Raw genomic sequence first — 25330 nt, 5'->3', positions numbered from 1 at the left:
CTGTTTGTAAAAACATCGGGGAGTCCGTATGGACTCCCCTTTCCTTAATTATTCTGTTTTATTCTTTTTCCAGGCTTCCTTGTACAGCCGCTCCAGGGATCGTTCCGTTCCGGGGCGGTTGTTTTTCGCGATGAAATCCGCTATGCTGCCCTGCACGCCGATCACCTCCCGCCGGAATTCCCGCGCGGAAGTGCGCAATGCTTCATTGCCCAGGGCGATCAGCTGTTCCGGTCTGTCGGATGTCACCACCCGCACCCTCGCCCGGTTCCTGGCCAGCAGGGTCGTCTTTTCAATATAAGCATCCGCCGTCTGGGCTTCCCGGGTATAGACCACATAGATATTCTTGTATCTTTCCGCGCTGCCCATGCCGCCTTTGACTTTATAGGCGTCAAAGACCAGGATGACTTCCTTTCCGGTCATGCCTGCGTAATCGCACATCAGCTCCGTCAGCTGCATCCGGGCAGCGTCAAAATTCTCCTGGACGCTGTCCTTCCACTCATCCCAGGCAAACAGCACGTTGTAGCCGTCCACCAGCAGGATCTCTCCTTCCGGAGCCGGTTCCCGCTTTTCCTCCGGCTGTGCCGCGGGTTCTTCCTTGGGCACCGGTCTCAGCAGCTGGCGGGTCTTTGCCGGACCGTACGTCTTTTCAAAGATGATCCGCAAAGCTTCTTCTTCCTCCGCCGAACTCCGGGCAAAAGTGCTTCCGGCTGTCCGGACAGCGATCCCGGCATCCGTCTTTTTCCCCGCTTCCCGCAGCGGCAGGTGCATATACTGCTCCACCTCATCCCAGGGAACAACCACCCCGGCGCCATGGGAACAGAAAACAGAATCCGGCGGGTTCACCACATCCCGCAGCGGGTCATACCCTTTCTCCGCAATGATCCTCTCCGCGTCCGCGCAGGGCAGGTAAGCGGCAAAGGAGGAGGTCATCCGTCCCAACCCCCGGGTCTGGGCATTCAGGTCCCGGGCATAATTCCGGCAGGCGGAAGCGGGAACCACCGCCCGGATGATCCGGAACCCTTTCTCCGCGTCCTCGGGCCCTTCCGGTTTTCCGCCCATCATGGACAGGTCATTCATGATCCGCCCGAGGCTTTCCTGCGGCGCGGTAATCTCCAGTGTCAGGTAAGGTTCCAGCAGGATGCTCCGGGCCTTCATCAGGCCCTGGCGCACCGCCCGGTAGGTCGCCTGGCGGAAATCCCCGCCCTCCGTGTGTTTCAGGTGGGCTTTGCCGTTGATCAGCGTGATTTTCATATCCGTCACCGGCGCGCCGGTCAGCACGCCCCGGTGGATCTTTTCTTTCAGGTGGGTCAGGATCAGCCGCTGCCAGTTCAGGGCCAGATCGTCCGTGGAAACATCGGTGTCAAACACCAGGCCGCTTCCGGGCTCCAGCGGTTCCAGCCACAGGTGGACCTCCGCGTAATGCCGCAGCGGCTCATAGTGCCCCACACCTTCCACCGCTTCCGCAATGGTTTCCCGGTACAGCACGCTGGTCTCCCCGAAGGAGATTTCAATCCCGAACCGGTCTTTCATCTGCCTTTGGAGTACTTCCAGGTACACATCGCCCATGGAATGCACGCGGATCTCCCGGCGGGCTTCCATAAACTCCGCCTGCAGCAGCGGCTCCTCTTCCGTCAGCGTTTCCAGGCAGTCCAGCACCTTATGCAGGTCTTCCCCGGGCCCCGGGATTACCCGGCAGGCATAGCAGGGACGCTGGGTCTGCTCCCCGCCTTTATTTTCCGTTCCCAGGCCGTCCCCGGGCATGGCTTTGGTCAGTCCCGTGACGCAGCACAGTTCTCCCGCTGCTGCCTGCGGCACTGCCGCATACCGGGCTCCGGAATACAGCCGGATCTCCTGGATTTTCTCCGTCCAGGCAGTTTCACCGGAACCTCCGGCCAGCTGGTCCCGGGCCTTCAGCTCGCCGCCGGTCACCTTCAGGAAAGTCAGCCGGTTTCCCTGGGGATCCCGGGCGATCTTGTACACCCGCGCGCCGAACTCCTTCGGGTATGTCTTTTCCTCCGCAAAAGCGGCAAGGAAGTCCAGCAGCGGTTCAACGCCTTCGTTTTTCAGGGCCGCGCCGAAAAAGCAGGGAAACAGTTTCCGGTCACGGACCAGCGCCCTGATCCGGTATTCCGGGATCGAACCTTCCCGCAGGAACAGGTCCAGGCAGGTATCATCGCACAGGGCGATCGCTTCCGATGGATCTCCGGTAAAGTCCGCGACCCGGTCCGAAAGTGCTCCGAGGGCTGTCATCAGTTCCTCGCGGGTCCCGGCAAACCGGTCCATTTTATTGATAAAGAAAACCACCGGAACCCCGCTGCTTTCCAGCAGCTTCCACAGGGTCCGCGTATGGGACTGGATCCCTTCAGTCGCACTGATCACCAGCACCGCCGCGTCCATCACGCTGATGGCCCGCTCCGCCTCCCCGGCAAAATCCGTATGCCCGGGGGTATCCACCAACGTCAGGTCGGTTTTACGCCAGGTCAGCCTGGCTTCCTTGGAGAAGATCGTGATTCCGCGTTCCTTCTCCATTGTTTCCGTATCCAGGAACGCGTCCCCGTGGTCTACCCGGCCCTGCCGGCGCACGGCTCCGCTAAGGAACAGCATGGCTTCGGACAGGGTTGTCTTGCCCGCGTCCACATGCGCCGCCAGGCCAACCGTCAGTTTCTCCGCCACAGCTGTTCCCCCTTCCTGTTATCTTCTTTATTGACCTTTCTCCTTTTCGACTGAAGCCCGTAAATATCCTTCCGTCCGCGGCGTCTGTATTAATTGTGAATTATGAATTGTGAATTAATGCTTTACCCTGCTTGACTTCCATCACGCCTTAACATATGATTAAGCCAGTAAGAGAAATGGCATGACGCCGTTTCCGTTCAGAGAAAAGAAAGGATGAAAACCGATGAAGTACGAATGTCCCTGCGGCTACATTTACGATCCTGAAGTCGGCGACCCCGAAGGCGGTATTGCTGCCGGCACTGCGTGGGAAGACATCCCGGAGGATTGGGTCTGCCCCGTCTGCGGTCTCGGAAAGGATGCCTTTACTCCCGTCTGAGGCTGATTGTTGTTTATGAATATCGTATGTTTGGACCTTGAGGGGGTACTCGTTCCTGAGATCTGGATCGCCTTTTCCCAGGCCAGCGGTATCCCCGAACTGAAACGCACCACCCGGGACGAGCCGGACTATGACAAGCTGATGAAATGGCGGCTTGGCATCCTGCGGGAACACGGCCTGGGCCTGAAAGACATCCAGGACACCATCGCCACCATCGATCCCATGCCCGGTGCGAAGGAATTCCTGGACACCCTGCGGAGTGAAACCCAGGCGATCATCCTGTCCGACACCTTTACCCAGTTTGCTTCTCCCCTGATGAAGAAGCTGGGCTGGCCCACCATCTTCTGCAACGAGCTGGAGGTGGGGGAAGACGGCATGATCACCGGTTACCGCATCCGCGTGGAAAAGAGCAAGCTGACCACCGTCAAAGCTCTGCAGAGCATCGGCTTTGAAACAATCGCCGCCGGCGACAGCTACAATGACCTGGGCATGATCCAGGCCAGCAAGGCCGGAATCCTGTTCCGCTCCACTGAGCAGATCAAAAAGGATTATCCGGAGCTGCCTGCCTGCGAAACCTATGACGAGCTGCTTGCGCAGATCCGCAAAGCACTGTAACTCAACAAACCAAAAGAGGGAGAGCCACAGAATTGTGACTCTCCCTTTCCTTTTGGAAACAGGTTTCCGGATCAGGCTCCGAAAATCTGGTCCAGGGTATCCTGAACCACCTGCTTGTATTCCTCCTGCAGCTGGGCGGGGGTCAGGTCGCCGTTGATGAATTCCACCAGCGGCATCTCTCCCAGCACGGTGCCGGCAAAGTCGACCACCGTCTTTTCGCCCATCTTCTTCATGATTTCAAAGTTCCACTCCTGGAGGTCCAGCTTGTCGGACGTGGTGGTGTACCACCACTCCAGCTCTTCCGGATCATCCCGGAGGGCAGTGTCGTCATGATACCAGTTCTGGTAGGCGCGGAAAACATCATAGACCAGCTTCGGATTCTCGATGCCGACGGGGATGAAGTAGAAGCTGCCGGCCGCGATCTTTGTGGCGTTCGTTTCCGCGTTGCCGTGAGGTCCGATGGGGTAATCCACAAAGACCATGTCGAAGTCCAGGGTGGTTTCGGCCTTGCCGTCCCAGTTATAGTCGTCATAGTTGGCCATGATCCAGGCAGCGGTGGTGGTGAAGGCCACCTTCTTGTCACGGTACAGCCAGCGGCAGACATCCCAGCCGTTCTCCTCGGGCAGCGGATAGGCCGCCTTGTCCGTGAGCCACAGATCCTGCAGGAACTTCAGGGTTTCACCCATCTCCACAGAGGAGAGGTTCTCCTTGGGAGAGGAGGCCAGCGTTGTGCCGTTGGACATATACCAGTAAGGCAGGCAGTCCGTGATCCAGGCGCCGTAGCCGTAAACATCCGTGACGCCGTCGCCGTCGTTGTCCTTGGTCAGGGCAATGCAGTACTCCCGGAACTTGTCCCAGGTCCACTCGCCGCGGGCAGCCAGGTCCCGGGGATCCTCCAGGTTGGCTTCCTCGATCATCTGCAGGTTGAAAGCCAGGGGATAGGTGGCGGCCACCTGGTCCTCTGCGCCGTTGACGGTGAGCAGGGAGACAGCGCCGCTTTCCAGCGCCACATAATTCATGACGGTGTCGTTATGGGTGAGCAGCGGATCATCGGGATCCAGGACTTCCCGCAGGTCCATGGCATAGCCGTTCATGACGGCGGGAACGCCCCAGCCCAGCTCCACCATGTACACGTCACAGTCCGGTTCACCGGCCAGGATGGAGTTGTTCACGGAATCCTGCACGCCGGCATAGGTCAGGTTCTGGAACTCATAGGTCACGCCATAGGTGTTCTCAATGTTCTTCACATTGTCGAAACGCATGAGATCGGAATCCTTGCCGGTCGCGGCTTCATTGTCTTCCCAGGATTCGTCATTGGAGTCATAGTAGATGTCCCACCAGAGACCGATGGTAATGTTCCGGGGATCTTCCGCCAGCGCCGTTACAGCCATGGAAAGCGCCATAGCCAGAACCAGCAGCATTGCTGTTATTTTTTTCATAAGTCAGTTTCTCCTTTCCAGAAATCAGGTCATCATTTGATCGCCTGGCCCACGGCCACAGCATAAACATTCCAGGGGGAGGAGCTTTCGCACTGCATCATGGCGCCCCAGGTGGACTTGTCCTCGCCGCAGAGGGCTTCGATCTGTTCATAAGTCACCTGCGCGATTTTGCCGTCCGCCACGTCCGCGCCGTCGTTGCCAACGCGCATCCAGCCGGCGGCTGCCCAGGGCATGACCAGCCACATATTGCCGTCTTCGGATTCATAGGAGATGGTCACAACGCTGCCGGGAACCAGGGCGTCGATGATCTCCTGGGGCATTTCCAGGCCGTCCTGCGCCCAGGCGTCAGCGGACTTGGTGAAGCCGGGGAATTCAACCAGGTTGGTCAGGCCGAAGAACTCTGCCTTCTGGCCCACGCGGATGCCGTAAACCTCCCAGGGAGAGGAGCCTTCGCACTGCATCATGGCGCCCCAGGTGGACTTGTCCTCACCGCACAGCGCAGCGATCTCTTCATAGGTGATATAGGCCTTGCCGCCCATCTTGGCAGCGGTTCCCTGGGACACGCGCATCCAGCCGGCTTCCGCCCAGGGCATGACCAGCCAGATATCGCCGTCCTCGGAGCTGTAGGTGATCTCCACCACAGAGCCGGGCACCAGCGCGTCAATGATCTCCTGCGGCATTTCCAGGCCGTCCTGCGCCCAGGCGTCAGCGGACTTGGTAAAGCCGGGGAATTCAACCGCGTTCTTCAGCACGATCCGGTTTGCCCGCTGACCCACGCGCACGGCAAAGACTTCCCAGTCGGAAGCGCTTTCGCACTGCAGCATGGCACCCCAGGTGGATTTGTCTTCACCGCAGAGGGCTTCGATCATCTCATAGGGAATCTGGGCAATGGTCTTGCTGTTGTTGATGGCAGCAGTTCCCTGGCCGACACGCATCCAGCCGGCGGTTGCCCAGGGCATGACGATCCACATGGAGCCGTCCGCACTCGCGTATTCCACTTCCACCACGGAGCCGGGCACCAGCGCATCAATAATCTCCTGCGGCATTTCCAGGCCGTCCTGTGCCCAGGCACCGGCAGACTTGTGGAAATCCGGGAATTCAACGGCGTTCGTCAGGGCAACAAGGTTGCTCAGATCCTTTTCGGAAGCCTCCGACACATATTCCGCAGTCGGATCCAGGGCGATCGCGTTTCCTTCCGCGTCCAGGAACTGAATGTTGTCCAGGTAGAAGGTCGCGGGTTCTCCGCCGGCCTGGTCTTCCCTGGAGATCATGATGTAGTTGCCCGCGCCGGCAACAAGCGGCGCCTTGAACTGAATCTTTACATTGCGCGGATTTTTCTTTTCCAGATAGACAGACCAGTCGGCCTTGTTCTCATCCGCGTTCTCGCCGGTGTAGCTGTATACCACGCCGGAGACCGCGTAGAACTTGCCGTCCGCGGCCTTGTCAACACCGATGTCAAACGTGACAGCGGCAACGTCAGCCAGCTTTTCGCCGGCCAGGCCCTCCAGGTTCAGGGCCACATAGGGGATTCCCTGCGCGGCAACGCGCAGTGCCTTGGAGCCGTTGTAGTCAACAACCTCCAGGGCCGTTGAGGCATCTGCGTTCGGTTTCGCAGCGGAAACACCGAGGAAGGCAAAAACGCCGTCTTCGAAGTCAAGCGCGTTCACCGGATCGGCAGACGCCCAGGAGCACATACCGACTGCCATAACGGCAACCAGCAACCAGGAAATGAGTTTCTTCACAGGACTTTCCTCCTTTTATTTTTTACCCGATCCCGGGTAATTAACAATTGAAAGCGGGCTCAGCCCACAATACCGGAACGTTCCACGCCCTCGATAAACCGCCGCTGCAGCACCAGGTAGATCACCACCACCGGCACCAGGACCAGAACCACGCCGGCGTCAAAATACAGCTGCTGTTCGCGGATGGTCAGCACCTTTTCCGCATTGGCGATCACGTTGATCAGCGATTCCAGCTTCCTGGTCACGAGGATGGAATCGGAAATGTTGAAGGTGTTGGCAAAAAAGGAATCGTTGTACTGCCAGACGATGGAGAACACGGCAACCGTAATGACCGCCGGAGCCGCATTGGGCATCATGATGGTGAAAAACGTCCGGGCTGTGCCGGCGCCGTCCACCAGGGCCGCCTCCTCAATCTCCTTCGGCAGGCCGCGGAAGAACTGGTTGAAGATATAGATGTACAGGCCGGACCGCAGGCCGCAGCCGAAAACGGACATGATGAACGTCGGCCAGGCGGTCTGCAGCAGGTTGATCGTCTTCCCACCGTTGAAAAGTCCTACAATTCCCAGGGGATTAAAGAAGCGGAAGGTCGTATAAAGCGGGAACTGGATCGTATTCAGCGGAATGACGATCATCACAAGCACAAAAGCAAAAAGCACGCTCTTCAGCGGAAAGCGGAAACGGGCAAAACCGTAACCGACCATGGAGCAGATCAGCAGCTGGATCAGGGTCACCCCGAACACATACAGAATCGTATTGCCCAGAATGGGCAGGTAATTCAGGTATTTGACTGCCATGCTATAGCGTTCCAGCGTCGGGTTGATCGGGATCGTGAATACCATGGGGTTAATGGAGTCCTGCCGGGAAAAGAAGGAGTTCGAGATGATATTGATCACCGGAGCGAGAATGACATAGCTGATCCCGGCGATCACGATCAGCCGGAAAAGACCGATCACCAGGTTCTTCATCCCGTTCAGGGTTTTATCCCGCTGATTGGCGTAGGCGGGAGAATTCCGGAATCCCTGCCAGGTGATTTTTCCGTTCTGTGCCGGATGGATTGTCTGCATGTTCTTTCTCCCTCCTCCCGTCAGTTGTAATAGAAGGTCCGCCGGTTCAGCAGGTAAACGATCAGCCCCAGGATCAGGATGGTGATCAGTGTCGAGACCACAGAGAACGCTGACGACAGGCCGTAGTTGTACAGTTCCTTGTAAGTGCGCGTTGCCAGTCTGATCACCTCACTGGAGGAAAACCGGTCCACGACCGTGTAGATCGTGTTTGTGATCATGTGCGGCATAACCATGGGAAAAGTCACCTTCCAGAAGGATTCATACCCTGTCGCTCCTTCAATGCGGGCCACCTCATACAGGGAACCCGGAATGGACTGCAGCGCCGCGATGAACAGGATGATCTGCACGCCCGATCCCTTGATGATGGACGAGATCCGGTTCACCGCATCCACAATGTAGCCAAGCACGGATTCCGGAATGGCCAGGTCGCCGAAAAGCTGCATGTAATAGGCTACGGAGACGGTCCCCGCCTGCGCGGTTTCCAGGTTTGCGGAGGACACGCCGGCATTCACCAGTTCCGTCGCCCGGGTGATGGCGGAGCCCACCGCGTCCGCGCTCAGGATAATCGGCAGGAAGAAGATCGCGCGTACCAGTGCCCTGCCTTTGAACTTCCGGTTCAGGAGCATCGCCACAAAAAGGCTGAAGAACAGGATCATCGGCAGGTCGATCAGCATATCCATCACAGAGGATGTCAGTGTCTGCTTGAAGGTGGCGTGGCTTGTGAATGCCTCGATATAATTGCCGAAGCCGATATACTCCTTTGTCATACCCGTAGCGGCGTCCAGGCCGATCCGGGACAGGCTGAATTCTCCCAGCTGCACCAGGCACCCGGCATAAAACACCAGGAAGCCGATCAGCCACGGAAGGATGAACCAGTATCCGCGCACGGCGTTCCTCTGCTCATAGGAAAGATGAAAAATACGGTTTTTTCTGCGGATGCCAGTCATTCGTTTTCTCCTCCGACCGCCAGATAATCCATTGCCGGGATCCGGTATCCGTCCGCCTCAGCTTCATGCTCCCCGCTGTTCACATACAGCACCGTGCCGTTGGAATACGTCACGCGGGCCAGCGTATCGCTGAGCCGGTCATGCCGGAGCATCTCCGCGCCGCTCACCCCAGCCAGCGCTCCGTTCACAAAGCGGTAGCTTTCCGCTGCCTCCTCCTTCCATGAAGAGAAGGTCGTGGCGTAATTGTTGTTCAGCCCGGTGTACTTCATATCCGCCGCGTCCTGCCAGGTAAATGTGTAGTGCGTTGACGCGCCGTATTCGATCAGGTGCAGCAGGGCTGCCCGCCGGTCCTCGCTCTGCATCAGGTTCAGCGGCGAGCCGCAGTAATCAGCCGAACCGTGGATGATCATCTCCCATAGCGGAATCTGCTCATCCACAATAGCGAACATCGTCGCCTCCACCGGCGCGTTGATCACGTGCCGGACATAGGGGAAGCTGTAATCGTTGCCGCCGGAAACCATCAGTTCACGCTTTCCGGCGCCAATAACGCCGAAGGCATGCCTGACCAGGTCCAGGTCCGCTTCGCGGCTGATGACGTTCGTCCGCCGCTTGTCCGCATGGACCTCGTTTCCCAGGTCCCGGAGTGAAAGCGCGTCCAGGCCCAGCCGCTCCGCCGCCGATGCCAGACTGGCGGCATACCGGGGCAGGAAACGGGGGGACAGGAGCATATACGCCCGCTCCGTAAATCCCATGGTGGCCGTACGCCTCATGGAAACCGGACTGACGGTACCGAATTCCGCCACATAGCCCTTGGCGTAATACCGGCTGGCTTCCTCGCTGCGCAGGAATCCTTTCGCGATCTCGGTCACCTGCTGCAGGGCTGCGTCCGGATAAATCTTTCCTCCGGTTTCAGCGGCTGCCGCGCGCAGGCTTTGCAATCCTCTTTCCCCGCCGAGTCCGCCCTGCACAGAGACGTGGTTCACCGGATCGTGGTAATATCCGCCGTTCATCCAGCCCTGCAGGTTCACCCGCAGGTTCCCTACCTGCTCCTGACGGAGCCCGGACAAAATCTCCTCCGCCTGGGCGAAGGTCGTCATCGGCATAACCCGGAGATACTGAACACCCATCCAGTGCGCCGTTTCCCGAACGCCGCAGAGAATGTCGCAGTAGAAGGGGATATCGCCGGACTTTTCCGTTTTCAGTGTCAGGCTGCCGTCCGCGAGCAGGGATTCCCGCACAGCCCTTGCCAGTCCGTTATAGCCGGTATATTCCCCGTCCAGGATCCGGTAGAATACGGCGCAGTCCACCGGGTAGGAATCCTGTTCCGCCACGATCGCTTCCTCTCCGGCCACCATCAGGGTATCGGTCCGTCTCAGGCCGAAGGTAAAGTAGGCGTAGTTATAGCTGTTGTTCCTTCCCGCCACATCCGCGGTGACAGACGCCAGTGCCGCGCCTCTGCCGCAGGAGACCAGCAGGCCGCAGTCCTCCCGGCAGATGCCGAAAAGCGCCAGCCTGGCGGACTGCATATTCTGCGTGGCGGTAATATCGCTGTCGATCAGATCCAGGTCATAAATGTTCTGGTTATACTGGGGCGCGGTATTCTTGCCGTTGTTGAAACGGATCAAGGCGCCGCTGCCGTCGGGAACCACGATCACACCCTTCTCCGCCGTACCGGCCGCGCCGAAGAACGGCAGCAGCTGGATGGTCCGGATCTTTGCCCCGCCCGTCTCCGCGAGTTCCGCGTGGGGGATGGTGACCGTCAGCCCATCCGGCGTCAGCGTGTAATCCAGGGCAACCACAAAGGAAGTGCTTTCCGCCGCTTCGGATTCCTCTTCCTCTGCCAGCGCCTGCATCTCCGCGTAATCCTCCATGGTGAAACCGGCCTTGCGCGCGTCCGCGTCGATCTGCTGACGGTGGCGGGCCGTGACGCCCTGGGACTTCAGCACATACAGACCGGTTTCCTCATCCAGAACATAGGATTTGGCCGCCTGCTTCTTTCCGGAAGCCGACAGGATGCCGTACCATTCCGCCGTCATCTGCTGCGGTACAAGCATCAGCTTTTCATTGGACAGTGTATAAACCGCCCGGAAACCGTTTTCCAGCTGAAGGTATTCAATCTGCCCGTTCTCCACGCACTTGGCGTAGGAGCTCCAGGGTGTACCTTCCCGGGAGTTTGTATCCAGGTAGTTCAGGATAAACTGGCTCTTCAGGTTTGCCTGGTTCAGTCCGGACCGGGCCACCGGGTCATCTGCCGCGTCCTGCGGATTGGAATAGACGGTCAGCCCGCTCTTCCTGTCATACAGCGCGATCTCCGCGGTTTTTTCCTTCAGGTAGAGTCCCAGCCGGTCATTCTGTGCCGCGAGAACGAATCCCGGCACTGCGTTCTCCGGATCCTTCAGGGGCTTCAGGGCTTCCGCTTCCGTTTTCGCCGCGGGCTGAACAATATACTGACGGTACTCGTCATACGCCCGGTAGTGGATCACGTACCGGGCAAGGAACAGCACCGCGGCAGCCGCAGCCAGGCCCGCGATGATCCACAGTACACGCCGGAAGGCGGTCGGGAGGGTCAGCCTGTTTTTCTCATTCATTCAGCATTCCCTCCTTACACACGGAAAATCAGTTCCATATAGATCCCCCGGAAAAACGAATACACCTGCGTAATGAAATTGATCACCAGCAGTCCCAGGAAAATAATGATCAGCATCGCCACCACCGTCAGAAACAGTGTGATCAGCGTTTTACCGAAGGTATAGTTATGTACCTGCATGATCCCGATCACCAGCATGATCACGGTGTAGGCCGTACCCAGGCCGATCAGCAGGGTGTAGAACGCCTCCTCATTCTCCGCCACCAGGTGGGAAACAGCCGTCGCCGCCGCGGTGGCCGCCATCATGGGAAACAAGGCGTAACCCGCTGCGATCAGGATGTCTTTAAACCTTCCCTCTCCGTCCATCAGGCAGGTCACGGACCAGTTGCCGACACAGAGGATGAGATACAGCAGAATGACGCCTGCCAGCTCCGCCGGCAGGTTCACGGTGCGGGGCTCAATATCGTTGACAATAAAGCTGGAAGAGATCCGGTTCATGGAGAACACGATTCCGTACAGGAGCACCATCAGGAAGGCGATCCACAGGCTGCCCTTTTCCTGATGCCGGATCCAGTAATACCCGTCTGCCGGATGGCTGACCGTATGGAAAAAATGCTGCCATTTGTCCTTGATTCCCATCCGGTTCATGACGGATCCCTCCTCTTCCCTTTTTTGCGGATCGCCGGCCGGACCGCCTTCACCCAGAGCACGGCCAGTGCAGCCGCAGCGACAACGCCGGAAAGGATCAGGCTGATATTGTTCCGCAGCCGTTCATTCCTCCACCGCTTAAAGGCGACGGAGTAATACTCCCGGTTCATTCCGCGCCGCAGGTACAGCATGGCGTTCGCGTTGTCTCCCGCGGACAGGTAGGCCTTGCCGATCCCGGTATTCGCCAGTTCGTTGATCTCGTCCAGCCGCAGCACTTCCTGCCACAGCGGAACCGCCTGGCTTTCATCCCCGTCAAACCGCAGGCTGACCGCCCGGTTGATCAGGGCGCCGTATTCCGTCTCTGCGAATACAGTCAGGTTCCCCTGCTGGGAATCCAGGACGAGCAGGCTGCTTCCCAGCTTCTCAATGGCCGCGGGCGTCTGGAAGGTCCCGGCCTGCGTGCCGATGCCGCCAAAGATGTACAGCAGGTTTCCTTCATGGTCATAGGTAAAGATCCTGCCCCGCCGGCTGTCCAGCAGGGAATAAGCCCCGTGGCCGCGGTACACCACGTCCACGATCTGGCTTGGGCCGGCATAGTTGCCGACCGAACCGAACACCCGGTCACCGCCCAGATTTCCGCGGGGGCCCTTCCGGATCACGTCTTCACCCTTCGGATTCAGCCGGCGGACAGCCTGCAGGCCGTCCGTATCCTTGCTGGACGCGTAAACAAAGCCTTCGTCATCCACATCGATACCGGTAAATTCAGTGGGAATAAACAGCTGCTGTTTGCTCCGCTCCTCCTTGGTCGCCAGCTTGCGCCAGAACTTTTCCCACAGGGAGATCTTCACGCTGATCGTTCCGAAAAAGCCGGTGAAATCTCCTTCCCCGCTGAAAACCATGATGCCCTGGAACATGTTCTGTGCGATCACATAGACCCGGTCCGCGTAATCCACAGACACCCGCAGGGGAGTGAACACATAGCCCTCGTCCAGCACCTCGCTCTGCGGGTCCCGCACATACTTGACAAAGGTTCCGTCCGGTTCAAGCACAACGATCCGGCGGTTCAGGCTGTCCGCGATATACAGCCTGTGTTTTTCCGACAGTGCGACGCCGGTAGGCGCGTTGAATGTCTGCGTGCCGCCCTCCGCCTCAAAGCCGGTGATGATCCGCCTGACCGTCTTCAGGTCCGGCGCCAGCACCACGATCCGGTTGTTCCCGGTATCCGCGATATACACATCCCCGTCCGCCGACACGCACAGGTCCTGGGGATTCCGGAAGGCGCCGACAGGCTCCCCTTCCAGCCTGAGCGTGGCACCGCTGACCAGTCCGTCCGGAACGTAAGGCGCCGGGGTATACAGGATATTGTTCCAGTGGTCATAGTTGTAACAGTCATACGGCAGGGAATCCGCGGCGCACGCGCTTCCCGCGGCCAGGCAGGCCAGAAGCATCAGGCACAGGATCCGTTTCACTTGCTTCATGCTCCGCCTCCTCAGTCCTTCATGCCGGAGGTCGTCATGGTCTCCATGATCGAGCTCTGGCAGATCAGGAAAAAGATGATCGGGACCGCCGCGATCAGGAAGGTCACTGCCGCCCCGGCGCCCGCCCGGCTCACACCGCCGGAAGTAATCTGCTGCAGGGCGTACTGCAGGGGCTTCAGCTCCTCGGAACGCAGGAACATGCTGCCCGTATTGGCCCACATCTGCTGGAACTGGAAGATCGCCAGCGTGAGCCAGGCCGGCTTCACGTTCGGCATCACGATCCGCCAGAAGATCTGCCATTCATTGGCGCCCTGCAGCCGTGCGCTTTCCATCAGGGAATCCGGCAGCTGCTCCATGAACTGCTTCATCAGGTACAGGCCCATGCCGAAAGACCATGCCGGCAGCACCAGCGCGGCATAGGTGTTGTTGATCCCAAGCCAGGAGATGATCAGGTACTGCGGAATCTGGGTCACCGTCCAGGAGAACATCATGGACAGTACAACCACGGAAAACAGGATCTTTTTGCCGGGAAAATGATTCTTGGCCAGGGGATAGGCCGCCATGGACGCGATGATCACATGACCGGTCATTCCCCCAACCGTAATGATGATGGTATTCAGGATATACCGGGAGAACGGAACCCAGCTTTCATTCAGCAGCACATACAGGTCTGTGAAGTTATTCAGCGTGGGATTCCGCACAAAGATCCTCGGCGGATACTGGTACAGTTCGTCCAGCGGCTTCACCGCGTTGTTGAGGATCATGACCAGCGGCAGGACCATAAACACGCCGCAGATCCCCATCAGGATAAACAGAACCGCGTTGCCGGCCGTGGACCGGTTCAGTTTTTTCTTTCCGGACTGCCGTTTCATTTTCCGGTAGATCTTCGCCAGGCGCTTCTGCCGCAGGGCTGTTTCCTCCTCGGGGCTCAGCTCCGCAGGTTTCCGGTGCGGCATGCGGGGAAGCAGCCGGCTGATCTTTGCCTTTTCCATACCGGTCATTCACCCACCCTTCTGAGAATCCGCTGCACCAGCTTGTTTGTTCCCACCATCAGCAGGAACAGGATTGTCGCGATCGCCGAGGCATACCCCATATCCAGCCGGGTGGAACCGTAATCCAGCAGATGGGTCACAATGGTCGCACCGGAATAATTGACCGACGGATTGCCCGCCAGCGCAATGGAGATATCCGCCACGGCAAAAGACTGCGTGATCTGCATCACCGCGCCGAACATCAGCTGCGGCTTCATCGCGGGCAGGGTCACAAACCACAGTTCCTGCCACCGGTTCTTCACACCGTCGATCGCCGCCGCTTCATAGAGGCCCTTGTCCACCGTCTGCAGGCCTGCGATAAAGGACAGGAAGCCGGTTCCCAGGGACAGCCACAGCTGTACAACGATCAGCACCGGCATGACAAACTTTTCGGTTTGCATCCAGAGGATCGGCTCGTTCAGGATACCCGTCCGCAGCAGAATGCCGTTCAGGTATCCGTACCGGTCGCCTGTCAGGATCAGGTTCCAGATCATATACGCGTTGCCGCAGATGGACGGCGCATAGAAAACAAGCGTCAGAAAAGCCCGCACTTTCGGCCTGAACTCATTGATGATCCATGCAAACAGCAGGCACAGCAGATAGCTGACCGGTCCGGTCACCACGGCGAATAGCAGGGTATTCCGCAGGGAGATGATGAAAATATCATCCTCCAGCAGAAGCTTGATATAATTGGCCCAGCCGACCCAGCGGGGCATCTCCAGCATGTTGAAATAGTTGAACGACAGGTAAACAGACATCAGCACGGGCAGCACTGTAAAGAGGAAAAACAGGGTAAAATACGGCGCCATCAGCAGGTAGGATGCCCTGTTGATCCGGACCTGATGCCACAGGGTATCCTTTTTCCGCATGCTCCGTCCGTTCCGGATTGCCATGCTCATCTCATTTCCCCTCCCCTGTTTCTGCGACAGGCAGTCCGAATTCTGTCCGTTTATAGGTAATCTCCGCGTTAATGTAATAAATCTTGTCCATCAGTTCCTCACGGGGCGTATTGCCGAACTCGGTGCGTCCCGTGCTGGCGCTGCCCGTAGTCACCGCGTAGAAGGCGTTGTTCACATTTCGCCAGGTGTAATAACCGCCGGGCACCTGGGGGATCCCCCTCACATGGCTGAACTGCTTTGCCAGTTCCCGGTAGTCCCGGATGGGCCAGTTCAGTCCCGCCAGAGCTTCAAGGTTCGCGGTGGCCACCCGTGCGGAGGCGCCCATCAGTGACTCCATTTCCCGTCCGTACAGCGTCTGGATCTCCGCGCCGGTCCACCACTTCAGGAATTCCCAGCAGGCTTCCGGTTCCTTTGTCGCGCTCATGATGATATCCGCAAGACCGGAGCAGCCGGTTGTTGTGTCCAGCGTTCCGTCTTCCCGGAGGGTACCGGGCACATGGGTGAAATCCCACAGTCCCTTGATATCCGGCGCGGATACCTGCAGGTTGTTGTAGGTTGTATAATCCGTAATGATGATCGGGCATTCACCCGTACGGAAGCGTTCTTCCACCGAGGTGGCCATGTCCAGCTTGTAATCTGTATAAAAATCGCAGTACCGGCGGAACACATTGACCGCGATATCGCTGTCCAGTGCGGACGCGTCTCCGTTCTCCGTGTAGTACTCGCCTCCGGCCTGGAACAGCAGCATGGCAAAAGTCTGCTCCCCGGGCAGCATGCCGAATTCCATCTGGTTCTTGCTCAGCACGCTCATGGCCACCTTGACGTCGTCCCAGGTTTCCGGCACTTCCAGGCCGATCTCAGCCAGGATGTCCTTCCGGTAGAACATCATGGGGAAAGTCTGCGTGTCCGGCAGCGCGTAAGCCGCGCCGTTAAAGGAGAAGGGAACCAGGGCGCTCGGAGCGAACCGCTCCGCCACCTCGGCAAAATCATCAAACTGCGTGAGATCCATAACGGCGTTGCGCAGGCCGTAGTTCACCGGCGTATCGTTCCCGGTATTCATCACCGCGCCCGCGATCCCCGTGGTATTCGCAACCTGAATGGCCACGTCCGGCCCCTGGCCGGACAGCGTGGCGCGCAGCAGCGTGTTCATATCCACCAGCTGGACGTTCACGCTGATCCCGGTCTTCGGCGTAAAATGCTCGTCGATCAGGGCTTTGATCACATTGGCCTGGTCCCGTCCCGTGCCGACCCACAGCGTGATCACCCGGGAGTCCTCCGTTTTCTCCGCCACATTGCCGATCTGGTTGTAATTGATAGTGAAGGAGCTGTATAAACGGGATAATTCGAAACCCGTACCGGAAAGGAAATCCGTCCCGCTGATCTCCGGACGGACGTCGGCGGTATGGACAAAGATCCTGTCAATCTGCAGCGGCTGACCCAGCACCTGGGTGATCCAATTGCCGCAGGCACGTACGTTAGTCTTATAGGAAGAAAGCACCTCGGTGAAACGTTCCTGGTCCCGGATCAGCTCTGTCAGCTGGTCATCCATCGTCTTCAGCACAGTCAGCTTGTCGCTCCGGTGTCCTGCTGTTTTTTCCAGCGCCTCAATGGCCGACCGCAGGTCCTTCTTAACCGTTTGCAGCTGTGCTTCCAGTCCCGGCAGGCTTCTTTCGATCTGGTAATCCCGGTACGGATCCGGCGAAACACCGGTGATATAAAGCACCTGCCGGTAAATCCCGTTCAGCTGCAGCACACAGTCCTGCACCTGCCGGATGACAGCTGCCATTTCGCCCAGTACAACCTCCATCCGCAGGGTATGTTCCCCTGCCGCCAGATGGATCAGGTACGGTTCTCCCTGCTCCCCGGACAGCGTTTCCAGGCGCCAGTCCTGGGTATAGGGAAATGCGGCCGCCTGGAATTCGGCAAACGGCACTTCTCCGTCAATATAGATCTTGCGGTACACGTCTGTTCCGCGGATAAAATTCTGCTTATCGTAAAGTGAGATCGCGTAGTTTCCTTCCTCCGGCACGGAAAAGCGCCACTCGATCCACTGTCCCGCGCTTTTCCACGCGTTGCCGCCGATGCTGTTGTTCAGCAGATACTTCGGGCTGGACGGGGAAACAGATCGGGAGGACTGATCCTGCACAGGGTACAGCATCTGGGAGGAGGTGCCGGACGCTGCTTCCGCCTCAATCCGGATCACCCGGTTCGCGGCTCCGCCCGCTTCCGGCGGGGCATACGGCTTCACGTCCGTACCCGCCCGGAAACACATACGCCGGATCAGCATCGGTTCTCGCAGGGACAGCACCGTCAGCGTATGCGCGCCCCGGTCCAGGTAAAGCTTCAGGCTTTCGCTGATATATCCGTTTGAGTCATGGAGGAGAGAAGTGCGCCACTCCGGCGCTTCCGCCGGAGAAGGTTTCAGTTCGTTCCCCTGGTTATCCCTGAGCCAGCGGATCTCTTCCGTTCCGTCCTCAGCCGTGCTGCGGACGATCTCCGGATGAAGGTCGTTCCGCCATACCCGGGAAAAGTTCACCAGCGCAAGCTCCCTGTACGGAAGAGCACCGTCCAGGAAAAAAGCCCGCTGGATCTCAGCGTTCCGCCCCGGCCAGGGATAGTATTCCACCTCCAGGTCATACCACCCGGCCTCTTCAGCCTCAAAATCCCACTCGATGACCGCTTCCTCACCCGTCAGCACCGAGACTCCATCCCGTCCTTCAGCCTGTGCCTTCAGCAGGGGAGTGTTCTCTCCGCCTTCCTCCGCGTACCGGACGGTATCCGCCGCCTCCAGGACGATCTCCTTTTCAGGCCGGGCCGCCGTTCCATGGGCCGCGCAGTATTCCGCATAGGAGGGAATGTCCGGGTTTATGGAATAAGTGCTCACCTGGTCCTCATACTCCCGGATACCCAGATCGGTGGCAGCCATCGCCGTGCCGGCTGCCAGCGCCAGCAGCATCGCCAGCACAATTCCCGTTTTCTTTCTCACTTGTTCTTTCCTCCGGTCCATTCGCACGCGGCAGACTCAGTCTCCGTCCGCCGCGCGGAAATCGGGCAGATCCTTCCGGGTCACGACCCGCATGTCCGAATAGGCCTTCCGGATCATATCCGATTCTGTATACTGCTCTGAAGGCTTGTTGAATTTTGTGTTCCGAAGCACAAATTCACCGCCCCAGGTGCACCAGTATCCCCAGACAGTTCCGTCCCGGAATACCCGCTCCGGATCCGGAATGCAGCCGTTCTCGGACAGCACGATCATCTTCCGTTCCCCCGCGATCCGCGTCAGCGGTATGAAGGACGCGCTCTGGGAATCATAAACACGTTCCCCGGGATAGATGTCGATGCCGATCATATCCACCTCGTCATCCCCCGGATACCACTCCGGATCCTGTCCGTTCCAGATCCAGATCAGGTTGTTGAGGCCGTATTCATGGGTCAGCCGGTCAAACAGCAGGTGATACAGTTTCAGGTATGCTTCCTTTCCGGAGGCTCCCCACCAGAACCACCCGCCGCTGGCCTCATGCAGCGGCCGCCACAGCACCGGTACCCCGGCTTCCTTCAGCCGCAGCAGCTGCGCCGCCACCGCGTCGATATCCCTGTTCAGGAGCCGGTATCCCTCTTCATCCTCTCCGTTCATGACCCTGCCCAGGTTGAAGCTGGTATGCTCGGTATAAAAGCCCGAATACCAGGGTTCCTTCAGATAGGGCGATGGTGCGTTCCAGTGCCAGCAAAAGGTCACGATCCCGCCCTGGTTCCAGTATTCAACCGCGTACGGGACCGCCTTGTCGCTCTCGCCGCCATGCTCCACGCGGCTGGGAGAATAATCGATCATGTCCAGTCCGAGAACCGCTGGATAATCACCGCCCGTTGCCCGCCAGATTGCCTGGTTTTCCATTCCGTACATTCCGCCGGCACACTGCTGGCCGGAAAGGATCTTTTTCCCGTAGCATTCCCGCAGCCAGTCATACAGCTTCCGCGCTTCCGGTGAGGCTTCGCCGACGCACATTTTTTCCGGAACGGTATACAGGTCCTCCGGCAGCGCAGCGGAAGGCTTCAGCTCAAACCCGTCCAGCCGGATATGTCCCCAGCTGGTACCGACACCCAGGGTATGCATACCTGCGGACAGCCAGATATGTTCCAGCACGCTTTTCCCGAACGTCGTTTCATCTGTAACCGCGCTTCCGATATTCTGCCCGTCCAGGAGCACCGGGTTTTCCTTGTGCCCGCCCTGGCTTGCCTGGATAACCGCGATATCATAAAAACCTTCCCGGGAGACCGGCACCTCTACCGAAACAGAATCCTCCCCGGCAGTTTTAAAGCCTTCCACCCACTGATTCCCGCCGTTTCCGGCAACGGCAGTATGTCCCTTCAGTTCACCTGTTTCCGCTTCCACTAACATCGTTTCTCCCGTCTCTTCTGCTGTCCCGGAGAGAATGATGAAAAGCAGGGTCATGACCGCTGCTGCGATTCCGCATATGCTTTTCATACTGCTTTTCATTTCCGTTCTCTCCCTGTTTTGTTAGTTTGTTAACCTTTTTGTAAACCATTTGTTAACTAATTTTAGCGAAAGAAAAATCGCCTGTCAAGACAATTTTTGCACATATATCGGGCTTTGCTGGTCATTTATTGTTATCTTCTTTCCGGAAAAGACATGTGTTTTCTTGTTTCGCGGGTTGTATTGGTTAACTTATTAGTTAACAAATTAATACATGATTTTCTTCTGTATAGGCCGCCCCTCCGGATCCGCCGGGTGTCGCAGGTCTGCAGAACGCAAAAGGGAGAGCCGCCATGGCTCTCCCGTTTACCGCACTATCCGGTTAAAATTCTGTGTCCGTAAAGATATACGCCGGTCGTCGTTCCTTCCCCTCCGGGATCACTTCATACCCGTCCAGGGACAAACCCCGTACATGGCGCGCCCAAAGGGCATAGGCCGGGGCGTCTCCCACCGGATCGATCATATGGGCGTCCGGATACACGCCGCGCATTTCATCAAAATCCTTTTCTTTCCGCACAGGCCGGCGGGAAGTCTCCTGCCGCAGGAGAACCCGGCGGAAAGCGATGTCCTCTATCGGCTTTTCAGGGATCCCCAGCAGATAGGAACCGCGGGGGCCTGTCTCCCGTCCGCGGATATCCGAAAACAGAACCCGGCGCAGGGTCCCCGGGCCGGGTGCCGGATCCCCCGGTTTGACCCTTCCTCGGTTTTCCAGCCGCAGGAAGAACGGGCTCCAGGCGCGGATCATATGGATATCCTCGATCAGAAAATTCTCCAGCGTTCCGCCGTCCACCATTTCAAGGGAGATCCCGCTGTCCGCGCAGGCATGCTTCAGCCCGGACGGATCCTCTGCCAGGCCGCCGATTCGGCAGCGGCGGATATACACCTGCCGGAAATCCCCCTGGGTATCTGTTCCCACCTTCACCGCGTTGCACGCGGAATAAAAATCGCAGTCTTCCACCAGAACCCGGCTCAGTTCCCGCTGGCCTGCGCCTTTAAAGCAGAGCGCGTCATCCCCGCTGCTGACCCGGCAGTTCCGGATCACCACATTCCGGCATCCGTCTATATCCATCCCGTCATTGTTATAGTTGGCATGGTTGCGGACCGTAAGCCCTTCCAGCAGCAGGTTTTCACAGTTCAGGTAGTTCTGCATCCAGCAGGCGGCGTCTTTCATGGTCAGGTCCGCGATATGAACGTTCCGGCAGTCGATCATCCGGATCAGGAACGGCCGGCCCGGCGTACCCTGGGCCGTCTCCTCCCCGGGAAAATGCGCCGGGCTTCCCCGCCCGTCAATGACACCTCCGCCCCGCAGGCAGATATTCTCACATCCTTCAGCAAAGAGCAGCGACTGGTGCATACCCATACTGGTATCCTGGACCGTCAGCCGCGCGGCGTGATGCTCCGGATAGTCGCGAAGATCCGTGCTGCCCAGCAGCCGGGAGCCTGCCCGGACCTCCAGGCATACGCCGGAGCGCATTACCAGCGTTCCGCTGACGTAATCTCCGTTCCCGAGCCGCACGATCCCGCCCTGCTCTGCTGCCGCTTCGATCGCTCCCTGGATGGCTTCGGTCGCCGTTTCCCCGGGCTGGTACCCGAATTCCTCCGGCGTAAAGATCGGCCCCCCGTCTGTCCGTTCCCGGACAACCTTTATCAGTTCCTGCGCCATCCGCGCCATGTTTGTCTTGAGTTCCCGGCACCAGGAAGGTTCCTTTCCCTCCCGAATGGTCTCCATACTGTTTCCTCCGTTCTAAATCTGCTCTGTCCGCAGGAAGTCCCCGTTTTCATTCGTTACGATGCGTCTGCCGCAGCTGAACCTGCCGATATCCTTTCCGTCAGCCCGGATCTCCGCTTTCTTTCCATCGCTCCGGATCCCGTAGCGATGGCCGTAAAAGGCCGCTTCATATTCATATGGTTTTCCGCGGTCAAGGCTGAACCACACCTGCCCCATATGCGGATGGATTCCGAAGCGGTGGGCAATATACTCCAGGCAGGCGAGCATTGTCGGGCCGTAGGCATCCTGGACCTTTTCGCCGCTGTCTCCGCTGACCGGCCGATGGTCCGCCTCGTCCACCAGCGAAGCCTTCCCGGTAAACGGGTCATATTGCTGGGTAAACCGGCAGCCGTTCGCGTCAACAGCATCGATCAGTTTCTTCCCCAGGGCCGTCACGATCCGGGCATACCCGTACCGCTCAAGGGCGGTGATGGCCCGCTGGTAGGTCAGGCCCTCCGGCTGTCCGCTCCAGTTATTCTCCGGTGCGTTCCGGAAAGCCGGGTCATCCGCGGCAACGCTCGGCAGGGGGAACGGCGTCCAGAATTCCGAAGCGTTCAGCAGGTGTTCCTTCACAAACCGGTCTGCCATATCCCGGGAAACGCTTCCCCAATACATGCAACGCAGCGTGTTATGGCACAGGATATTGATCGTTTTTCCCGCCCGGTCCCGGTCATACAGTGCGCCGCGCCTGGCATCCCACAGTCGCCTGCGCAGGGCATCCGCCACGTCTCCCGCCTTCTTTTCCCAGTCCGTAAAAGCCGGATCTCCCTGAATGCGGCAGATCTCTGCCGCCGCGCGACGCGCCGCGAAGCTCCAGCTCGTCACATCCATGCTGGCCATGGGAACCACCCCGTATCCTTCCGGCGGTTCATCCTCCTCCCACCAGCAGGGCGCGTCCCCGTAGCGGACCGCCAGATCCTCTCCCGTATCATACACACAGAAGGAAGAAAGCAGCCCGTCCCCCGAAACATCCCTCGTCCTCCATAAACAGGCGTCAAAGCGGATCAGCGCTTCCTTCAGCTGTTCCAGGTATTCCCCGTCTTTTCCCATCAGGTAATACAGGTTCAGGGCCGGATCAGGGAAGCAGAATCCCTGGTATTTATTGAACTGCGGTTCTGTTTTTCCGTTGATATGCTGGATGGAGCCGGGCATACGTCCGTCCTCCCGCTGATGTTTCATAAAAAGGAGAATATTGTTCTTCGCGGCCTCAAGGTTCCGCAGGGCATACATTTCCCCGCCCATCGGCTGTGTTTCCAGCCAGATCTTTTCATACCCGCCTCCTTCCACCAGCACGGTGTCGCCGCTGAAATCCTTCAGGTTCAGGAGGCACTTTTTTTCTGCCGCGTCATAAACCCGCTGCAGTTTCTCATCTTCCGTTCGGAAGCTCACGCTTGTCTCCGACAGCATTTTTTGTCTTTCCCTTCAATGTGTTTTGTCCCTTATATAATTAGGTAGATTTTATCATTTCTTGCGAAAATGGAACAGCCACAAAAAAACTGCACATTTTTATCTTTTCGCGAAATCAAGGAAAATCAACGGTATGCAAAATTTTTGCTTCTTTCTTTTCTGGTGCGTTTTCGTTCATAATCGGGATAACAGAGCAATCGTTGACAAATCCACTTAACTCCCGAAGGAGGATACCCCATGAGTCTTTCCTCATCCCCGCTGGCTTATCGCGGAGGGATCCGGCACAGAATAGCTATGACCCTGCGCAGGGACTGGCAGCTGTGGGTACTGCTGCTCCCCTGTCTGGTTTTCTTTATTGTCTTCTGTTACTTCCCCATGTACGGTATCCAGATCGCATTCAAGGATTATAAGGCAGTACTCAAAATTGAGGGAAGCCCCTGGGTAGGCCTGAAACATTTTGAAAAATTCTTTGGCAGCTATTACTGCGGAAGAATGTTCCTGAACACTTTTCTGCTGAACTTCTACGGCCTGCTGTTCGGTTTCCCCGTCCCGATCATACTGGCCATCCTGCTGAATCAGCTGAACAGCAAGCGCTTCAAGGGATTTGCCCAGACTGCGGTCTATGTGCCTCACTTCATTTCCACCGTGGTGCTGGCCGGAATGATTTACCTCTTTTTTTCCCCAACCAACGGCATCATCAACCACCTGATTACTGCCGCCGGCGGAAAAAGCATCTACTTTATTATGGAACCCGGCTGGTTCCGGCCGCTCTTCATCGGTTCGGATATCTGGCAGAACGCGGGATGGAACACCATTCTTTATATCGCGACCCTCACCGGTATTGATCCCCAGCTGTACGAAGCCGCAACTATCGACGGCGCCACCCGCTGGGAAAAGATCAAGCATATTGATATCCCCCATCTGATTCCCATTGCGGTCATGATGCTGATCCTGAACAGCGGTTCCCTGCTGCAATCCAACACGGACAAGGCGCTGCTCCTGCAGACCAGCGGCAACATGGCCACCTCGGATATCTTTGGCGTCTATGTCTACAACGTCGGCATTGCCGCCCCCAAGGCCCAGTATTCCTATGCTTCCGCCATCGGCCTTTGTCTGAACATCATCAACTTCGTCATTATTATGGGCGTGAACGCTGTCTCCCGCAAAATGAGCGACATCAGCCTGTTCTGAGAAAGGAGGGAAAAGGATGACTGTACTGTCCCTTAAACACAGGAAGCGCAACCGGATCCGTGAAACCCGGAAGGACAGGATCTTTAACACTTTCAATCTCTTCTTCTGGATCCTGGTCCTGTTTATTGTCCTCTATCCTCTCTGGCTGATCCTGATTGCTTCCGTCTCGGATCCGGATGCGGTGCTGCAGGCAAAAGTCCTGCTGTGGCCGGTTGACTTTTCCCTGATGGGATACGAGACCGTTTTACAGAACAGCGAGCTGCTGCGCAGCTATGTGAACTCCATTTTCTACACCGTTGTCGGTTCAGCCCTGAGCGTTATCATCACCCTGGCCGCCGCCTATGCGCTGTCCCGTAAATTTGCCGGCAAAAAGCTGGTAAACCTGGCCATTACTTTTACCATGTTCTTCTCCGGCGGCCTGATCCCGATCTTCCTGAACGTCCTGAACCTGGGGCTGTGGAACACCCGGGCAATCATGATCCTGATGAACCTGGTCTCCGTCTGGAACCTGATGGTAGCCCGAACCTATATCCAGACCACCATTCCGGAAGATCTTTACGAAGCTGCTGTCATCGACGGATCCAACCATTTCACCTACTTCTTCAAATGCGTCCTGCCCCTGTCCGGCACGATTGTCGCTGTGCTTTCAGTGTATTACGGGGTCGCCCGGTGGAATGACTATTTCACCGCCCAGGTCATGCTGCGCGACCGTGCGCTGTTCCCCCTGCAGAGGGTTCTCCGGGAAATCCTGGCCTCCCTCACTTCCACCGGTTCTTCCGATACCTTCTTCGCAGCCTACGCGGATAACCTGGGCGGCCTGCAGGCAGCTCTCCGCAAGGCGGAAGTCGCGAAGTACTGCTGTATTGTGGTAGCTACTGTTCCGGCTGTTTTCCTGTACATCTTCATGCAGAAGTACTTTGTCAAAGGCGTCATGATCGGGTCTGTCAAAGGATAATGCGTTTTAATCAGAAGG

Annotated in this window: 18 protein-coding genes; 4 read left to right on the top strand and 14 right to left on the bottom strand. The window is 57.8% G+C overall.

Going from position 1 to position 25330, the window contains the following annotated elements; translation table 11 throughout:
- Positions 1-48: 48 nt before the first annotated feature.
- Positions 49-2673 (bottom strand): translation factor GTPase family protein, encoded by a 2625-nt coding sequence (locus tag JYE50_RS13480; RefSeq protein ID WP_283399220.1) that lies wholly within the window; start codon positions 2671-2673, stop codon positions 49-51.
- Positions 2674-2896: 223 nt separating this feature from the next.
- Between JYE50_RS13480 and JYE50_RS13475 the strand changes: the two genes are divergently transcribed.
- Both JYE50_RS13475 and thrH read left to right on the top strand, forming a co-directional pair.
- Entirely contained in the window at positions 2897-3049 is a 153-nt protein-coding gene (locus tag JYE50_RS13475) for a rubredoxin (RefSeq protein WP_084096117.1), read from the top strand.
- 15 nt (positions 3050-3064) lie between these two features.
- Positions 3065-3664: a bifunctional phosphoserine phosphatase/homoserine phosphotransferase ThrH gene (thrH, locus tag JYE50_RS13470; protein ID WP_084096116.1), complete on the top strand. Its 600-nt coding sequence runs from the start codon at positions 3065-3067 to the stop codon at positions 3662-3664.
- A gap of 71 nt (positions 3665-3735) precedes the next feature.
- Here thrH and JYE50_RS13465 read toward each other — a convergent pair whose 3' ends face one another.
- From JYE50_RS13465 to JYE50_RS13405, 13 genes are all read right to left on the bottom strand, one after another.
- Positions 3736-5103, bottom strand: a complete 1368-nt coding sequence (locus JYE50_RS13465) for an ABC transporter substrate-binding protein (RefSeq protein WP_084096115.1) — start codon at positions 5101-5103, stop codon at positions 3736-3738.
- A 32-nt stretch (positions 5104-5135) separates the two neighbouring features.
- The gene (locus JYE50_RS13460; protein WP_084096114.1) at positions 5136-6845 is read right to left on the bottom strand and encodes a hypothetical protein; all 1710 of its coding nucleotides are present in this window, start codon (positions 6843-6845) and stop codon (positions 5136-5138) included.
- 59 nt (positions 6846-6904) lie between these two features.
- A complete protein-coding gene (locus JYE50_RS13455) occupies positions 6905-7909 on the bottom strand; it encodes a carbohydrate ABC transporter permease (protein ID WP_084096113.1) in 1005 nt (334 codons plus the stop codon).
- A 20-nt stretch (positions 7910-7929) separates the two neighbouring features.
- Positions 7930-8856: a carbohydrate ABC transporter permease gene (locus JYE50_RS13450; protein ID WP_283399219.1), complete on the bottom strand. Its 927-nt coding sequence runs from the start codon at positions 8854-8856 to the stop codon at positions 7930-7932.
- Complete coding sequence (locus JYE50_RS13445; protein WP_084096112.1) at positions 8853-11444, bottom strand: DUF5696 domain-containing protein; 2592 nt, start codon at positions 11442-11444, stop codon at positions 8853-8855. Before JYE50_RS13445 ends, JYE50_RS13450 begins: the two co-directional genes overlap by 4 nt.
- 14 nt (positions 11445-11458) lie before the next feature.
- Positions 11459-12091, bottom strand: coding sequence for a Yip1 family protein (locus JYE50_RS13440; protein WP_084096111.1), 633 nt, complete (start codon positions 12089-12091; stop codon positions 11459-11461).
- On the bottom strand, positions 12088-13569 hold the full coding sequence (locus tag JYE50_RS13435) for an NHL repeat-containing protein (protein WP_084096110.1): 1482 nt from the start codon (positions 13567-13569) through the stop codon (positions 12088-12090). Before JYE50_RS13435 ends, JYE50_RS13440 begins: the two co-directional genes overlap by 4 nt.
- Positions 13570-13580: 11 nt before the next feature.
- Complete coding sequence (locus JYE50_RS13430; protein WP_366212328.1) at positions 13581-14570, bottom strand: carbohydrate ABC transporter permease; 990 nt, start codon at positions 14568-14570, stop codon at positions 13581-13583.
- Positions 14567-15499, bottom strand: coding sequence for a carbohydrate ABC transporter permease (locus JYE50_RS13425; RefSeq protein WP_084096109.1), 933 nt, complete (start codon positions 15497-15499; stop codon positions 14567-14569). Before JYE50_RS13425 ends, JYE50_RS13430 begins: the two co-directional genes overlap by 4 nt.
- Position 15500: 1 nt before the next feature.
- Positions 15501-18485, bottom strand: a complete 2985-nt coding sequence (locus JYE50_RS13420; RefSeq protein ID WP_283399218.1) for an extracellular solute-binding protein — start codon at positions 18483-18485, stop codon at positions 15501-15503.
- Positions 18486-18521: 36 nt separating this feature from the next.
- Positions 18522-19994: a glycosyl hydrolase gene (locus JYE50_RS13415; RefSeq protein ID WP_084096107.1), complete on the bottom strand. Its 1473-nt coding sequence runs from the start codon at positions 19992-19994 to the stop codon at positions 18522-18524.
- Positions 19995-20313: 319 nt separating this feature from the next.
- The gene (locus JYE50_RS13410; RefSeq protein WP_084096106.1) at positions 20314-21720 is read right to left on the bottom strand and encodes a glycoside hydrolase family 28 protein; all 1407 of its coding nucleotides are present in this window, start codon (positions 21718-21720) and stop codon (positions 20314-20316) included.
- Positions 21721-21735: 15 nt separating this feature from the next.
- Entirely contained in the window at positions 21736-23148 is a 1413-nt protein-coding gene (locus JYE50_RS13405) for an MGH1-like glycoside hydrolase domain-containing protein (RefSeq protein WP_283399217.1), read from the bottom strand.
- A 255-nt stretch (positions 23149-23403) separates the two neighbouring features.
- Here JYE50_RS13405 and JYE50_RS13400 point away from each other — a divergent pair, with 255 nt between their 5' ends.
- Both JYE50_RS13400 and JYE50_RS13395 read left to right on the top strand, forming a co-directional pair.
- Positions 23404-24357 (top strand): ABC transporter permease, encoded by a 954-nt coding sequence (locus tag JYE50_RS13400; protein ID WP_084096104.1) that lies wholly within the window; start codon positions 23404-23406, stop codon positions 24355-24357.
- Positions 24358-24373: 16 nt separating this feature from the next.
- Positions 24374-25312, top strand: coding sequence for a carbohydrate ABC transporter permease (locus tag JYE50_RS13395; RefSeq protein WP_084096103.1), 939 nt, complete (start codon positions 24374-24376; stop codon positions 25310-25312).
- The last annotated feature ends 18 nt before the right edge of the window (positions 25313-25330 follow it).

The organism is Aristaeella lactis (assembly GCF_018118585.1).
Taxonomy (GTDB): domain Bacteria; phylum Bacillota; class Clostridia; order Christensenellales; family Aristaeellaceae; genus Aristaeella; species Aristaeella lactis.
Note: the sequence above shows the minus strand (reverse complement) of the source record. Positions and strands in the feature narration are given on the sequence as shown.